Origin of the sequence: Streptantibioticus cattleyicolor NRRL 8057 = DSM 46488 (assembly GCF_000240165.1) — a bacterium.
Classification (GTDB): Bacteria; Actinomycetota; Actinomycetes; order Streptomycetales; family Streptomycetaceae; genus Streptantibioticus; species Streptantibioticus cattleyicolor.
This window is the reverse complement of the sequence record NC_017586.1, coordinates 965109-979021: the sequence shown is the minus strand read 5'-3', so window position 1 is coordinate 979021 and position 13913 is coordinate 965109. Positions and strand designations below refer to the sequence as shown.

Annotated in this window: 15 protein-coding genes and 1 pseudogene; 8 read left to right on the top strand and 8 right to left on the bottom strand. The window is 74.1% G+C overall.

From position 1 onward, the window contains the following. Positions 1-4 precede the first annotated feature (4 nt). The gene (locus SCATT_RS04055; RefSeq protein WP_014141662.1) at positions 5-1291 is read left to right on the top strand and encodes an enolase C-terminal domain-like protein; all 1287 of its coding nucleotides are present in this window, start codon (positions 5-7) and stop codon (positions 1289-1291) included. A 37-nt stretch (positions 1292-1328) separates the two neighbouring features. Here the strand turns inward: SCATT_RS04055 and SCATT_RS04050 are convergent, their stop codons facing one another. Together SCATT_RS04050 and SCATT_RS04045 are read right to left on the bottom strand one after the other, a co-directional pair. Then, entirely contained in the window at positions 1329-2729 is a 1401-nt protein-coding gene (locus tag SCATT_RS04050; RefSeq protein WP_014141661.1) for a GntT/GntP/DsdX family permease, read from the bottom strand. Between the two features lie 144 nt (positions 2730-2873). Then, a complete protein-coding gene (locus SCATT_RS04045) occupies positions 2874-3434 on the bottom strand; it encodes a gluconokinase (RefSeq protein ID WP_014141660.1) in 561 nt (186 codons plus the stop codon). 115 nt (positions 3435-3549) lie between these two features. Here SCATT_RS04045 and SCATT_RS04040 point away from each other — a divergent pair, with 115 nt between their 5' ends. Then, positions 3550-4269 carry a FadR/GntR family transcriptional regulator gene (locus tag SCATT_RS04040; RefSeq protein WP_014141659.1) on the top strand — a complete coding sequence of 240 codons (720 nt, stop codon included), beginning with the start codon at positions 3550-3552 and terminating at the stop codon, positions 4267-4269. 124 nt (positions 4270-4393) lie between these two features. After that, positions 4394-5521 carry a Nickel transporter NicT gene (nicT, locus tag SCATT_RS04035; RefSeq protein WP_014141658.1) on the top strand — a complete coding sequence of 376 codons (1128 nt, stop codon included), beginning with the start codon at positions 4394-4396 and terminating at the stop codon, positions 5519-5521. A gap of 42 nt (positions 5522-5563) precedes the next feature. Here the strand turns inward: nicT and SCATT_RS04030 are convergent, their stop codons facing one another. Beyond that, positions 5564-6079 (bottom strand): NUDIX domain-containing protein, encoded by a 516-nt coding sequence (locus SCATT_RS04030; protein ID WP_014141657.1) that lies wholly within the window; start codon positions 6077-6079, stop codon positions 5564-5566. A gap of 112 nt (positions 6080-6191) precedes the next feature. On the opposite strand from SCATT_RS04030, the gene SCATT_RS04025 reads away from it, so the two are divergent. Both SCATT_RS04025 and dmpI read left to right on the top strand, forming a co-directional pair. Beyond that, entirely contained in the window at positions 6192-7115 is a 924-nt protein-coding gene (locus tag SCATT_RS04025) for a LysR family transcriptional regulator (protein WP_014141656.1), read from the top strand. A gap of 113 nt (positions 7116-7228) precedes the next feature. After that, on the top strand, positions 7229-7411 hold the full coding sequence (gene dmpI, locus SCATT_RS04020) for a 4-oxalocrotonate tautomerase DmpI (protein ID WP_014141655.1): 183 nt from the start codon (positions 7229-7231) through the stop codon (positions 7409-7411). 55 nt (positions 7412-7466) lie between these two features. On the opposite strand, the gene SCATT_RS04015 is transcribed toward dmpI, so the two are convergent. Then, on the bottom strand, positions 7467-7916 hold the full coding sequence (locus tag SCATT_RS04015) for a guanyl-specific ribonuclease (protein ID WP_202446603.1): 450 nt from the start codon (positions 7914-7916) through the stop codon (positions 7467-7469). A gap of 206 nt (positions 7917-8122) precedes the next feature. Further along, on the bottom strand, positions 8123-8554 hold the full coding sequence (locus SCATT_RS04010; RefSeq protein ID WP_014141653.1) for a hypothetical protein: 432 nt from the start codon (positions 8552-8554) through the stop codon (positions 8123-8125). 158 nt (positions 8555-8712) lie between these two features. On the opposite strand from SCATT_RS04010, the gene SCATT_RS04005 reads away from it, so the two are divergent. Then, on the top strand, positions 8713-10080 hold the full coding sequence (locus SCATT_RS04005; protein ID WP_014141652.1) for an FAD-dependent oxidoreductase: 1368 nt from the start codon (positions 8713-8715) through the stop codon (positions 10078-10080). Between the two features lie 72 nt (positions 10081-10152). On the opposite strand, the gene SCATT_RS04000 is transcribed toward SCATT_RS04005, so the two are convergent. After that, positions 10153-10698, bottom strand: a complete 546-nt coding sequence (locus SCATT_RS04000; protein ID WP_173405622.1) for a PadR family transcriptional regulator — start codon at positions 10696-10698, stop codon at positions 10153-10155. 191 nt (positions 10699-10889) lie between these two features. Here SCATT_RS04000 and SCATT_RS03995 point away from each other — a divergent pair. Then, positions 10890-11725 (top strand): annotated as a pseudogene (locus SCATT_RS03995) (alpha/beta fold hydrolase). Here the strand turns inward: SCATT_RS03995 and SCATT_RS03990 are convergent. Further along, complete coding sequence (locus tag SCATT_RS03990; RefSeq protein ID WP_014141649.1) at positions 11692-12297, bottom strand: class I SAM-dependent methyltransferase; 606 nt, start codon at positions 12295-12297, stop codon at positions 11692-11694. The pseudogene SCATT_RS03995 and the gene SCATT_RS03990 sit on opposite strands and share 34 nt — an antisense overlap. A 72-nt stretch (positions 12298-12369) precedes the next feature. On the opposite strand from SCATT_RS03990, the gene SCATT_RS03985 reads away from it, so the two are divergent. Continuing rightward, positions 12370-12705 (top strand): YnfA family protein, encoded by a 336-nt coding sequence (locus SCATT_RS03985; RefSeq protein WP_014141648.1) that lies wholly within the window; start codon positions 12370-12372, stop codon positions 12703-12705. A gap of 81 nt (positions 12706-12786) precedes the next feature. Here the strand turns inward: SCATT_RS03985 and SCATT_RS03980 are convergent, their stop codons facing one another. Continuing rightward, positions 12787-13215: a PPOX class F420-dependent oxidoreductase gene (locus SCATT_RS03980; RefSeq protein WP_041824409.1), complete on the bottom strand. Its 429-nt coding sequence runs from the start codon at positions 13213-13215 to the stop codon at positions 12787-12789. Between the last annotated feature and the right edge of the window lie 698 nt (positions 13216-13913).

Genomic DNA, 13913 nt, shown 5'->3' with positions numbered 1-13913 from the left:
TCCCGTGCGGGCACCGCGGGGTGTGACCATCGCCGAGGTACGGCTGACGCCGGTGCTCGTCGCCGACGCGCCGCTCCTCAACGTCCAGGGGGTCCACCAGCCGTACACACCACGGCTGGTGGTGGAGGTGGTGACCGAGGACGGGGTGAGCGGCCTGGGGGAGACGTACGGGGACCGCGGGTATCTGGCGGCGGCGCGACCGCTGGCCCGGACGCTGCGCGGGCGGCCGGTCACCGAGGTGAACGGGCTCGCCGGGCTCGCCGAGCGGGTGTGCGGCGGGGCGGCGGACGGGGCGGGCGGCGGCGGACTGCGCGGCGTGCGCACGGCCGGCAAGCTGCGCCTGTCGGTGGTCTCCGCCTTCGAGGTGGCCCTGCTCGACGCGCTGGGCCGCACGGTGGGGCTGCCGGTGCACGCGCTGCTCGGCGGCAAGGTCCGCGACACCGTCGACTACAGCGCCTACCTGTTCCACCGGTGGGCCGGGCACCCCGGCGGCGGCCCGGTGGACGACTGGGGTGCCGCCCTCGACCCGGCCGGGATCGTCGCCCAGGCCCGCCGGTTCGTCCGCGACCACGGCTTCACCTCGTTCAAGCTCAAGGGCGGCGTCCTCCCGCCCGACCGGGAGGTCGCCGCGGTCCGCGCGCTCGCCGAGGCGTTCCCCGGCAGCCCGCTGCGGCTGGACCCCAACGGCGCCTGGTCGGTGGAGACGTCGCTGCGGGTGGCCCGGGAGCTGGCCGGGGTCCTGGAGTACCTGGAGGACCCGACGGACACCACGGAACGGATGGCGCGGGTGGCCGCGGCCACCGAGGTGCCGCTGGCCACCAACATGTGCGTCACCACGTTCGCCGAGATCCCCGAGGCGTTCGCCCGCCGGGCGGTGGCGATCGTCCTGTGCGACCACCACTACTGGGGCGGCCTGCGCAACACCCAGCACCTGGCCGCGATCTGCCGCACCCACGGCGTCGGGGTGTCCATGCACTCCAACACCCACCTGGGCATCAGCCTGGCCGCGACGACCCACGTCGCCGCGACCCTGCCCGGCCTGGACCACTCCTGCGACACGCACTACCCGTGGCTCACCGAGGACGTCGTCACCGAACGCCACGTCTTCACCGGCGGAGCGCTCACCGTCGGCGACGCCCCCGGGCTCGGCGTCGACCTCGACCGCGCCGCTCTCGCCGCCCTGCACCGGCGGTGGCTCGCCGACGACGGCACCCTGCGCGACCGGGACGACGCCGCCGCGATGCGGGCCGCGGACCCCGGCTGGGCCGTACCGGACCTGCCGCGCTGGTGACCGCGGCGGGCGGCACCCACCGCGGTCACCGTCCGCCTCACAGCACCAGCGACAGCCCCATGATGAACACCAGGCCCACCACCGAGATCACCGTCTCCATCACCGACCAGGACTTCAGGGTCTGCGGGACCGACATCCCGAAGTACTCCTGGACCAGCCAGAACCCGGCGTCGTTGACGTGCGAGAAGAAGAGCGAGCCGGTGCCCACCGCCAGCACCAGCAGCGCGCTGTGCGTGGTGCTCATGTCGGCCGCCAGCGGGGCCACCAGTCCGGCCGCCGAGATGGTGGCCACCGTCGCCGAACCGGTGGCCACCCGGATCAGCACCGCGATCAGCCACGCCAGCAGCAGCGGCGAGATGTGCCACCCGTGCGACCAGCCCAGGATCATCCGGCCTACCCCTGCGTCCACCAGCACCTGCTTGAAGCCGCCGCCCGCGCCCACGATCAGCACGATCCCGGCGATCGGCCCCAGCGCCGCCTCCACCGTCGAGGAGATCCGCTCCTTGCCGAAGCCGGCCGGCCGGCCCAGCGTGAACATCGCGACGACCACCGCCGCCAGCAGCGCCACCACCGGCGTGCCGATCACGTCGAAGACCCGGTAGACGGTGCTGTGTTCATCCTTGACCAGGACGTCCACCAGCGCCTTGGCGAGCATCATCACCACCGGCAGCAGCACCGTGGCGACGGTGGCCGCGAACCCCGGACGCCGCTGGAGGTCGTCGGAGGCACGCGCCGGGGTCATCCGGTCCGGCGGGGTCACCTTGACCCACCGGTCCGCGATCCGCCCGTAGAGCGGACCGGCGATGATCACCGTCGGGATCGCCACCAGCACCCCCAGCGCGAGCGTGGTCCCCAGGTTGGCGTGGATCGCGGCCACCGCCGCCAGCGGCCCCGGGTGCGGCGGGACGAGGCCGTGCATCACCGACAGCCCGGCCAGCGCCGGCACTCCGATCCGCATCAGCGACTGGTTGCCGCGCCGGGCCGCCAGCAGCACCACCGGGATCAGCAGCACGATGCCGACCTCGAAGAAGAGCGGCAGCCCGATGAGCGCCGCGATCAGCGTCATCGCCCACGGCAGTCGGCGCTCCCCGGCGCGGGCCAGGATGGTGTCCACGATCTGGTCGGCGCCCCCGGAGTCGGCGAGCAGCTTGCCCAGGATCGCGCCGAGCGCGATGAGCACGCCCACCCCGGCCACCGTGGAGCCCAGCCCGGTGGTGAAGCTGGTGATGGTGGCCGCCAGCGGGGCACCCGCGACGACGCCGAGCACCCCGGAGCCGATCGTCAGCGCCAGGAAGGCGTGCATCTTCCAGCGGGTGATCAGCAGCACGATGACGGCGATCCCGACCAGCGCGGCGATGCCCAGCTGGAGATCACCGGCGTGGGTGATCGGTGGTGGTGCCGGGGCGGCGGCCAGCAGCTCGACGCTGAGTGCGGGCATGTCACAACTCCGTGGGTGAGGGGGGTGGGTGAGGACGCACCGGGACGGGTGCGGTCACGTCCGCTCCGGCGGCCGGGCCGGCGCCGGTGCCGGGGCCGCCGGGCGGACGAGGCGGACGGGTGGACGGGTGGTGGCGGGCCGGGGTCAGCGCGGCAGGGCGGCCAGCGCCCGGTCGGTGGTCTCCCGCGGGCCGCCGTCGATCGGGATGACGGCCCCGGCCTCGTCCGGCTCCAGCGGCTCCAGCGCGTCCAACTGCGAACGCAGCAGCTCCGGCGGCATGAAGTGCTCCATCCGCGCCTGGAGGCGGGCCGCTATCAGCTCGGCCGAGCCGTCGAGGTGGAGGAAGAACAGCCCGGGCGCGGCCTCGCGCAGCCGGTCCCGGTAGCGCCGCTTCAGCGCCGAGCAGGTGACCACGCCGCCGTCACCGTTGTGCCGGGCGATCCACTCCGCGATGGAGTTGAGCCACGGCGCCCGGTCGGCGTCGTCCAGCGGGTGACCGGCCGACATCTTGGCGATGTTGGCCGGCGGGTGGAAGTCGTCCGCCTCGGCGTACGGCACGCCGAGCCGCTCCGCCAGCAGCCCGCCCACCGTGGACTTCCCCGAACCGGAGACCCCCATCACCACGACCACCGGGGCGGTGGAGCGCGGCCGGGGGCCGGAGGCGGCCGGGGAACCGGATTCGGGCTGCGGATCTTCCGCGGTCATGGCGTTGGTACCTCCTCGTCCGAACGACGCACTCAATAAACGTCATAGGTACTACTTATTCAAGAGCTTGTGACATAAAAGTCATACGACATGCCCTGCGCATAGGCTGTCGTCCATGCCCGTGCCCGAAGACCCAGCTGCCCCCTCCGGCGGCCTCCACGCCCGTGTGCTGGCGGAACTCGGCCCCGCCATCGCCTCCGGCGAGTACCCTCCGGGCGCCATCCTGCGGATCGACGAGTTGGAGCGCCACTACGGCGTCTCGCGCACCGTCGTCCGCGAGGCGGTCCGGGTGCTGGAGGCGATGCACCTGGTGGAGAGCCGCCGCCGGGTCGGGGTACGGGTGCGGCGCACCGAGGAGTGGAACGTCTTCGACCCGGCCGTCATCCGCTGGCGGCTGGCCGGCGCCGACCGGCCGCGGCAGCTGCGTTCGCTGACCATGCTGCGCACCGCCGTCGAGCCGGTGGCCGCCGGGCTCGCCGCCGGTGCCGCCGCGCCCGAGCAGTGCGCCCGGCTCACCGTGCTCGCCGCCGAGATGGCCGCCGCCGCCCGCGCCGCCGACCTCGCCGAATACCTCGTGCACGACGTGGCGTTCCACCGCCTGATGCTCGCCGCGTCGGGGAACGAGATGTTCGCCCGCCTCGGTGACGTGGTCGCCGAGGTGCTCACCGGCCGCACCGAGCACCACGTGATGTTCAGCGCCCCCGACCCCGAGGCGGTCACCCTGCACGTCCGGGTGGCCGAGGCCGTACGGGCCCGGGACGCCGGCGGGGCCGAGCGGCTGATGCGCGAGATCTGCGTGGGCGCCCTGCGCGAGCTGGACGTCCTGGCCCCCTGACGCAACCGGCGCCACCGCCGTGACCTGGGCGATCGGCGGAGTACGCGGGGGTGCGGGCGGCTCGCTGTTGCGAGTAAAGTGCAATTACGAACAACTGCCCGTACGACCCAGGGGGAGCCCGCCCGTGGCTGTGACCGAAGCACCGAGCACGCCGGCCGCCGACCGGAAACGCCGCTCCCTGACGCGCGCCGAGTGGGGACGCCTCGGCGGCATGGGCGCCTTCATCGCACTGCTGCACGTGGTCGGCTTCGGCATCCTCGGGCTGCTGGTCGTCCCCGGGCACTACCGCCTGTCCGGCGGGGCGTTCGGCTTCGGCACCGGGCTGACCGCCTACACCCTCGGGATGCGGCACGCCTTCGACGCCGACCACATCGCGGCCATCGACAACACCACCCGCAAGCTGATGAGCGACGGCAAGCGACCGCTGTCGGTCGGCTTCTGGTTCTCCCTGGGCCACTCCTCGGTGGTCTTCGGCCTCACCTTCCTGCTGGCCCTCGGGGTCAAGGCGGTCGGCACCGGGCTGTCCGACGACAACTCCCGGCTCCACCAGGTCGGCGGCCTCATCGGCACCCTGGTCTCCGGCTGCTTCCTCGTCCTGATCGCCGCCATCAACCTCGTCATCCTCGGCAACCTGCTCAAGGTCTTCCGCGACATGCGGCGCGGCGAGTACGACGAGGCCGCCCTGGAGGAGCAGCTCAACAGCCGCGGCCTGCTCAACCGCGTCCTCGGCCGGGCCACCCGCGCCATCCGCAAGCCCTGGCAGATGTACCCGCTCGGCATCCTGTTCGGCCTCGGCTTCGACACCGTCACCGAGATCAGCCTGCTGGTGCTGGCCGCCGGATCGGTCGCCTCCGGCCTGCCCTGGTACGCCATCCTGTGCCTGCCGGTGCTCTTCGCCGCGGGCATGTCGCTGCTGGACACCATCGACGGCTCGTTCATGAACTTCGCCTACGGCTGGGCGTTCTCCAAGCCGGTGCGCAAGGTCTACTACAACCTCACCATCACCGGGCTGTCGATCGCGGTGGCCCTGATCATCGGCGGCATCGAACTCCTCGGCATCCTCGCCGACAAGCTCTCGCTCACCGGCGGATTCTGGGACGCGGTCTCCGGCGTCGACCTCAACACCGTCGGCTTCTGGATCGTCGGACTCTTCGCCGTCACCTGGATCGTGGCGCTCGCGGTGTGGAAGTTCGCCCGCATCGAGGAGAAGTGGGACCACGGGCTGCGCGCCGCGGAGGAGTCCGCCGGCTGACCGTCACCGGGGCCGGCGTGGCGTCACACGTTCGCGTCGGCCTCAGCGCAGCTCCCGCAGCCGCCGGTACGCCTCCAGCCCGTCCGGCACCCACGGCCACTCGTCCAGCCTGCCCGCCAGCTCCTCCTCGGTGAGGAAGGCGTGCCAGGCGACCTCCTCCACCTGCGGACGCACCGGCAGCGCGCACTCCACCTCGTACACCCGCGACCACCAGGAGTGCTCCGAGGACTCGTACAGGAACGACAGCACCGGGACGGGCCGCGGGAGCCCGGTGACGCCCAGTTCCTCCTCGGCCTCGCGCAGCGCCGCCTCGTCGTACCCCTCGCCGGCGCCGACCACCCCGCCGACGAACATGTCGTAACGCGAGGGGAAGACCAGTTTCTCCGCGGTGCGCCGGTGCACGAAGATCCGGCCCTCGGGGTCCCGGGCCAGCACGAACACCGAGCGGTGGCGCAGCCGTCGGGCGTACGCCTCACCGCGCGGCGCCTGGCCGATGACGCGGTCGTGTTCGTCCACGATGTCCAGCAGCTCGTCCGCCGAGCGTCCTTGGGCAGCCATGGCGCCATCCAAGCAGACCCGCGCCGACCGCCCCGCACCACCATGGCGTCCGGCCGCCGCGTACCGTGCCAGGGCACCGTGCCCGTACCGCAGGAAGGCCGAGGAAACCCCCGTGGAACTGCGCCAGTTCGCGTACTTCACCGCCGTCGCCGAAGAACTCCACTTCGGCCGGGCCGCCGAGCGGCTGCACATCGGCCAGCCCGCGGTCAGCCAGGTGATACGGCGGCTGGAACGGGAGCTGGGCGTCGACCTCTTCGACCGTTCACCGCGTCATGTGCGCCTCACCCCGGCCGGCGAACGGCTGCTCCCCGAGGCCCGCGCCGTACTGGCCGCCGCCGAACGGGCCCGCGCCGTCGTCACCCGCCAGGCCGCCGGGCCGGGCCGTACGCTGCGCGTCGGCACCAGCACGGGCATGGGCGGCCACCTCGACGCCGTGCTGGACGCGCTCTCCCGGCACGCCCCGGACACCGGGGTGGAGCTGGTCCATCCGCCCACCCGAGACCGGCTCGAACAGGTCGCCACCGGCCGCCTCGACGCCGCCTTCGTCCGCGGTGAGCAGGACGAGGACCCGCGGCTGCGCGTGGTGCCGGTCTGGCAGGAGCCGCTGGTGGCCGTGGTGCCGGCCGGGCACCCGGTGGCCGGCCGCGCGCGGGTGTCCCTCGCCGAACTGGCCGCGCTGCCGCTGCGGTTGACGCCGCGCCGCAACAACCCGCCGCTGGTCGACCTGGTGCTCACCGCCTGCCGGGAGGCCGGGTTCGAGCCGATCCCCGGCCCGCCGGCCAGCACGCTGGAGGACACCCTCGCCGCGATCGGCGCCGGCACCCCGATGTGGACGGTGGTCTACGCCGCCCACGCCGCCCGGCTGCGGGTCTCCCGGGTGGCCTTCGTACCGTTCGGCCCGCCCGGGCTCACCATCACCACGGCGCTCGCGGTGCACCGCGCCGATCCGGCCCCGGGGACCCGGGAGCTGCTGGCCGCGTGCGCCGACGTCCGCGCCGGGGGTGCCCTGGCCGCCCTCGGCGATCACCTCGGCTGATCGCTGCGAGAGCCGGATGCGCCTTGGCCGTCCGGGCCGGCCGCGATGGACTTGGGTCATGCCGGTGAGCGGCCCGGAACCGCCGGGAGCCGCCGGGGAGTTGGGAGGACACCATGCCGAACGTCACCATCCAGCAGGGTCCGCGCACCGTCGAGCTCAAGCGCGACCTGGTCCGCCGGATCACCGACGCCTTCGTGGACGCGTACCAGATCCCGGCCGAGACCGTCTACGTGTGGTTCCAGGAGACCCCGGCCGAGAGCTGGGGCGTGGCCGGCAAGCTCGTCGCCGACCGGTGAACGGCGACGGCGGGGTGCCCGGCGGGGCACCCCGCCGCGGCGGGCCGAGACGGGCTCAGCAGCTGAAGTCGATCACCTGGAACGTCGAGTAGTGGTCGGCGGTGTAGTAGTCCGTGCCGTCGTCGGCGGTGACGATCCGGCGGGCGCCGCGCGTGCTCACGCCGGGGGTCTTCACCGTGTAGGCGTGGTAGTAGCCGGTCGGCTCGCTGGGGAGCACGTCCTCGTTGTTGTAGAAGACCTCGCCGTCCTTGGCGTACGGGAACGGTCCGCCCTGGGCGATCAGGTCGAGGGTGTCGTCCGCCTGGCTGGGCAGCGCCGACTGGCAGACGCTGCCGACGGAGGCGGGGTGGACGGTCACCGCCGGGCGCAGGGCGGCGGAGGAGGCTGTCGTGGGGGTGGCTGCCTGAGCCGTGGCGGCCAGCACGGTGGCGGGGCCGAGGGCGATCGCCCCGGCGAGGAGCACCGCCGGACCACGGGAGCGCCACGCGCGTAGATTCAGTCGCATGTCCGTCAGTGTGAAGGCGGCGCACCGGATGGCAGAAGGGCTTGCGACGAGGCTTCACTTGACGTTTACCTGACAAGCGCACGGGTTGGCGGATGTGTGAAGTCCCGGTGTATGCGGGCGAGTCGGGGCGTTCGCGGCGAGGATGTAGGGGGCGCCCGGGCCGTCCGCCGGGCGGGGGACGCGGGGCGGACGGCTCGGCGCGGGCGTCACGGCCGGCAGTCGATCCCGCTCAGCCGCAGCGGCTGCCGCCGGTCCAGCCCCACGTACGCGGTGAAGGAACGGCGCGCGCCACCCGACCACCGCGTGGTCACCGTCGCCCAGCCCTGCCCCGCCGACGCCGCGGTGGTGACCTCGCCGACACCGATGCCGCGCGGCGTGTTCTGCGCGCACAGCAGCAGGTCGTACCCGGTCGTCCCGGCGGCCCGGCGCCGCAGCTCCGGGGTCACCTGATGGATCCGCCGGTACGCGCTGGGGCCGTGCTGCCCGTAGAAGCCGGTAAGGAACCGGTGGACCTCGGCGGCGGTGTACTGCGGCGAGCCCTGCCCGGCCCGGGGCGCGGCGGTGGCGGCCGGCGCGGCGCACGCGAGCGCCCCGGCCGCGGCGACCGCGGCGCAGGTGCGGAGAACGGTACGGAACACGGTTGCTCCTGACGTCGGTACCGATGCCGTGAAGGCGTGTCACCGGTTGTCACGTCGCGCGCGGCGCCCCGGTTGCGGCAGGGTGGCGGCGGAAGGCGTACGACAGGGGCGCGCGGTGGCGGACGACCGCCTCGCGGCGGGACGAGGGGAGACGGCCGATGGCGGCGGAACGACTCGTGGTGATCGGGGCGGACGCGACAGGGATGTCGGCCGCCTCCCAGGCACGCCGCCGCAGAGGGCCGGACGACCTGGAGATCGTGGTCTTCGAACGCGGCCGGCACACCTCCTACTCCGCCTGCGGCATCCCCTACTGGATCAGCGGCCAGGTCTCCGGCGCCGACGCCCTCGTCGCCCGTACCGCGCAGGAACACCGGTCCCGTGGCATCGACCTGCGGCTGGGCACCGAGGTCACGGAGATCGACGTGGCCGGCCGCCGGGTACGCACCCGGGACGCGGACGGCGGCGGCGAGGCGTGGCACCGCTTCGACCAGCTCGTCATCGCCACCGGCGCGGTGCCGGTGCGCCCGCCGGTCTCCGGCATCGACGCGCCCGGCGTGTACGGGGTGCAGACCCTGGGCGACGGCGAGGCGGTGCTGCGCGGCCTGGAACGGGACGGGGTGCGCCGCGCGGTGGTGGTCGGCGGCGGCTACATCGGCGTCGAGATGGCCGAGGCGATGCTCCGCCGGGGGCTGTCGGTGACCCTCCTCGACCGGGGCGAGCAGCCGATGTCCACCCTCGACCCGGACATGGGGCTGCTGGTGCGCAAGGCCATGGAGGGCATGGGCATCGAGGTGGTCACCGGCGCCGAGGCCCGCGCCGTGCTCACCGGTCCCGACGGACGCGTCCGCGCGGTGGCCACCGACACCGGCGAACGCCCCGCCGACCTCGTCGTCCTGGGCCTCGGCGTCCGTCCCGACACCGAACTCGCCCGCGCCGCCGGACTTCCGCTGGGCGACGCGGGGGGCCTGCTCACCGACCGTGCCCAACGCGTCCGCGGCCACGAGGGGATCTGGGCCGGCGGCGACTGCGTCGAGGTGCTCAACCTCGTCTCCGGCGCTCTCCAGCACATCGCCCTCGGCACCCACGCCAACAAGCACGGCCTGGTCATCGGGGCCAACATCGGCGGCGACTACGCCACGTTCCCCGGGGTGGTGGGCACCGCGGTCAGCAAGGTCTGCGACGTGGAGATCGCCCGCTCCGGGCTGAAGGAGTCGCAGGCCCGGGCGGCCGGACTGCGGTACGTCACCGCGGTCGTGGAATCCACCAGCCGGGCCGGCTACTACCCGGGCGCGGCGCCGATGACCGTCAAGATGCTCGCCGAACGCGGCAGCGGCAGGCTGCTCGGCGTCCAGATCGTGGGCCGCGAGGGCGCGGCCAAGCGGGTCGACGTCGCCGCGGTGGCGCTGACGGCGGGCATGACGGTCGAGCAGATGACGGCGCTGGACCTGGGGTACGCCCCGCCGTTCTCGCCGGTGTGGGACCCGGTGCTGGTGGCGGCGCGGAAGGCGGCGGGGGCGGTGCGGTAGCGGGCGGGGCGTGCCGTGAGGGGGGCGTGGCTTGCGTGGACGAGGCCGAGGCCCGCGTGAACGGGCCGTGGGTCAGGGGGTCGTGGGCGGGGCCTGGGCGTCCAGTTCCTCGATGGTCGAGCGCAGCCACCGCAGTTCGGTCTGCGAGGTGGCGCGGGCGATGACGAGCACCCCGCGCCGGAACGGGTCGTCGAACTCCTCCGCGTTCTGCGGCCGGCCGCCCTCGTAGAAGTAACTGCTGGGCTGCTCCAGGAAGGCCAGCCGGCGGCGGAGCACGGCCGCCTGCGCGGCGGCGTCGTCGAGGTGGCGCAGGAAGGCCAGGACGACGAACCAGCGGTTCTCGTCGGTGATGTCCTGCTCGACGGGTTCGGCGAGCCGGTGCCGTAGTTCGGCGCGTCCGGCCGGAGTCAGCGTCAGCATGTGCCGGGGCGCCGCGGCGGCGCCCGGCTGCGTCTCCCGCCGGAGCAGCCCCGCCTTCTCCAGCCGCTTGATCGCCGGATACAGCGTGCCCTCCGAGATCGGACGGACGTGCCCGGTCAGCGCCGTGATACGGCGCCGCAGGTCGTACCCGTGGAGTGAGGCGTCGTAGAGGAATCCGAGAATCGCGAGCTCCAGCACGCCGGTCATTGTGTCGCATCGCTTTGATGCATCGCTACGTTGGTACATCGATGACGAGGTATATTCGAGGGGTCTTCGAGGCGTGGGTTTCCCGCCGGACGCGCGGATCGCTCGGCGCGGACGCCGGCCTGCCCGCGTTCACGTCCGTGAGCCGCGTACCGGGAACCGGCGCCGGTGGAAGGGGAGGAACCGTGTACGACACGCCGTTCACCGAGCAGGGCGACCGGATCCGCTGGACCGAGGCGCCGGGGGAGGGGCCCGCCCGGGTCTACGTCCACGGACTCGGGGCCGCGTCCGCCCCCTACTTCGCGCACATCGCCGCCCACCCGGCACTCTCCGGCCGCCGGTCGTCTTCGTCGACCTGCCCGGCTTCGGGATCAGCGACCGGCCCCGGGACTTCGGCTACACCCTGGAGGAACACGCCGACGCGCTGGCCGCCGCACTGGTCACGGCCGGCGCCGGGAACGCCGAACTGGTGGCCCACAGCATGGGCGGCGCGGTGGCCATCGTGCTCGCGGCACGCCACCCCGCACTGGTGGGCCGGCTCGTCCTGGCCGAGGCCAACCTCGACCGGCTCGTCGGCACCCCGCCGCGCCCCGGCAGCTCCGGCATCGCGCGGTGGAGCGAGGAGGAGTTCGTCCGCGGCCCCGGACTCGACGCGGTGCTGACCGGCGTCGGGCCGCGGTGGCGGGCCACGATGCGCCTCGCCGACCCGGTGGCGCTGCACCGTTCCGCGGTCCACCTGGTCCGTGCCACCGACCCCACCATGCGCCGGCTCCTGCTCGACCTGGAGATCCCGCGACGCTACCTCCAAGGCGCCCTGAGCGGACCGCTCACCGGCGCCACCGGACTCCGCGCGGCCGGCGTGGTGGTGGAGACCGTTCCGGAGGCCGGACACTGCATGATGTTCGACAACCCCGAGGCGTTCGTGCACGCCATCGCTGACGCGGCGGAGGACGGCGCCGCGCGGTCCGTTCAGTCCGCGCGGTCCGTTCAGTCCGCGGTCCGCACCGCGAGCGCCAGGTAACGGTCGTCTCCGTCGTCGAAGACGCTCAATTCCCACCCCGAACCGGTCAGCAGTGGACGGAGATTGGGCTCGTCCCGCACGTCGTCCGGCGTGAGCGTGTAACCGCGCCGCGCGGCGAGCGCGGCCCGGCCCAGCGGATGGAACAGGGCCAGCCGCGCCCCCGGCCGGGCCACGCGCGCGAACTCCCGCAACCCGGCCGCCGGATCCGGCAGGTGATGGACCAGCCCGGCGGCGAAGACGGCGTCCACCGAACGCGCCCGCAACGGCAGCCGCCCCGCCTCCGCCTCCACCAGCAACGCCGCCCGGTCCCGCCCCGCCCTGGCCGCCACCCGCAACATCTCCGGGGTCAGATCCGCCCCGATCACCCGCCCCGAGGCTCCGACCGCCGCCCGCAACGCCGGCAGCGCCCGCCCCGTGCCGCACCCCGCGTCGAGCGCCGACTCCCCGGCCCGCAGCCCGAGTTCGGCCACGGCCGCCTCGTACGCCGGGGTGTCGTCCGGATACTTGGTGTCCCAGGTGTCCGCCCGGGCGGCGAAGAACTCGCGGACGCTCGCCGGATCGTCGTTCCTCACTCGCGGCTCCCCTTCCTGCGCTGATCGCGGACCGCACGACCGGGCCGGCCCCGCGGCGGGCATCATGGTCGCATGATCACCCTTCGCTCCGCCGCCCTGTTCGTCCTCGCCGCGCTCTGCGAGATCGGCGGCGCCTGGCTGATCTGGCAGGCGGTCCGCGAACACCGCGGCTGGCCCTGGGCCGCCGCCGGGGTGGTCGCCCTCGGTGTCTACGGCTTCGTCGCCACCCTCCAACCCGACGCCTCCTTCGGCCGCATCCTCGCCGCCTACGGCGGTGTCTTCGTCGCCGGCTCGCTGCTCTGGGGCGTCCTCGCCGACGGCTTCCGCCCCGACCGGTACGACATCGCGGGCGCCCTGATCTGCCTGGCCGGCGTCGCCGTCATCATGTACGCCCCCCGCAACGGCTGACCCCCGGGCCGTCCATCGACGTGTCGACAAAGCGCCGTGCGTCGGACGACCACCGGATGCCGGTGAGGACCGGCCGGCCCGTCAAACCGCCACGCCACCGACCGCCGTCACCTTGTCGACCCGCACCCGCACCAGGACCTCGCCCGGCACACCGTTGCGTTCCCCGTACTCCACCGCCTTCTCCTCACCCATGTAGCGGGCGGCGATCCGGGTGGCCCACGCCCGCAGCTCCCCCGGATCCTCACTGAGCACCGCCCGCCCGTGCAGCACCGCGAAGGCGTACGGCGGACGGTCGTCGTCCACGCACAACGCCACCCGCCCGTCCCGCGCCAGGTTCCGCCCCTTCACCGACCGCTTGTCGGTCGTGAAGACCACGTCGTCCCCGTCGAGCAGGAACCACACCGGGGCGACATGCGGTCCACCGTCCGCCCGCACGGTCGACACCTTCCCGGTCCTGGTGCCCTCCGTGACGAAAGCTCGCCATTGCGCGTCGGTCATCGTCTCTGCCATGCCCCCATGGTGCGCGCCACCCCCCGTTCACGCCCCCGGGAACGCCCACCGAGCCTCCGCCGGAGTGCCCCGCGCGGAGTACGGCGCCGGTCGGGGTCGGTGCGGGCGCGGACCCCGGGGGCTGAGCCCTGGGCGTGGCCGGGGGATGGGGTGCGGGAGGGGGCGGAGGCGAGCGAGGTACGGGCGGAGCAGGCTGAAGCCGGGGTTGGCAGGGAGGGGAGCCGGAGGAGCCGAGGCGGAGGCGGGAGCCGGCGGCGCGGCAGTTGTGACGGTGACGGGTGCTGCCCGGAAGCGGGGGCCGGAGAAGCGGCGGGATCGGGGCAAGCGGAAGCGAGGCGGCGGCATCCACGGGACAGCGGGCCGCGCGACGGGCGCGGAGCGCAAGGCGGCAGCCCAGGCGGGCCGCGGGCCGGTGCCGGGACAGCGGGCCTCGCGAGGGGCGCGGACGGGCCGGAAGCCGACGCGCCGGGGGGCCGTGTCAGCACGGCCGGCGTTGGCGCACTCCACCGTCCGCTGCCGACGGCGGGTGGACGACCGGCCCGCCCTCGTTCACCCCGCCCTGGGCCAACGGGGGAGTCGCCCCGCCGCCGGGACCGCAACCCGCCACGCCCCCCGCCGTCCGCCCCGGCAGCCCCGACACCGGCGTCATGCACCCGCCCCGACGGCGACGGCCGACCGCCCGACGCCGACGACTTCCG

Excerpts from the sequence above, each read along its gene's own strand:
- SCATT_RS04050 (WP_014141661.1), bottom strand. The coding sequence starts at position 2,729 with ATGCCCGCACTCAGCGTCGAGCTGCTGGCCGCCGCCCCGGCACCACCA.
- SCATT_RS04045 (WP_014141660.1), bottom strand. The coding sequence starts at position 3,434 with ATGACCGCGGAAGATCCGCAGCCCGAATCCGGTTCCCCGGCCGCCTCC.
- SCATT_RS04040 (WP_014141659.1), top strand. The coding sequence starts at position 3,550 with ATGCCCGTGCCCGAAGACCCAGCTGCCCCCTCCGGCGGCCTCCACGCC.
- SCATT_RS04030 (WP_014141657.1), bottom strand. The coding sequence starts at position 6,079 with ATGGCTGCCCAAGGACGCTCGGCGGACGAGCTGCTGGACATCGTGGAC.
- dmpI (WP_014141655.1), top strand. The coding sequence starts at position 7,229 with ATGCCGAACGTCACCATCCAGCAGGGTCCGCGCACCGTCGAGCTCAAG.
- SCATT_RS04015 (WP_202446603.1), bottom strand. The coding sequence starts at position 7,916 with ATGCGACTGAATCTACGCGCGTGGCGCTCCCGTGGTCCGGCGGTGCTC.
- SCATT_RS04005 (WP_014141652.1), top strand. The coding sequence starts at position 8,713 with ATGGCGGCGGAACGACTCGTGGTGATCGGGGCGGACGCGACAGGGATG.
- SCATT_RS03985 (WP_014141648.1), top strand. The coding sequence starts at position 12,370 with ATGATCACCCTTCGCTCCGCCGCCCTGTTCGTCCTCGCCGCGCTCTGC.
- SCATT_RS03980 (WP_041824409.1), bottom strand. The coding sequence starts at position 13,215 with ATGGCAGAGACGATGACCGACGCGCAATGGCGAGCTTTCGTCACGGAG.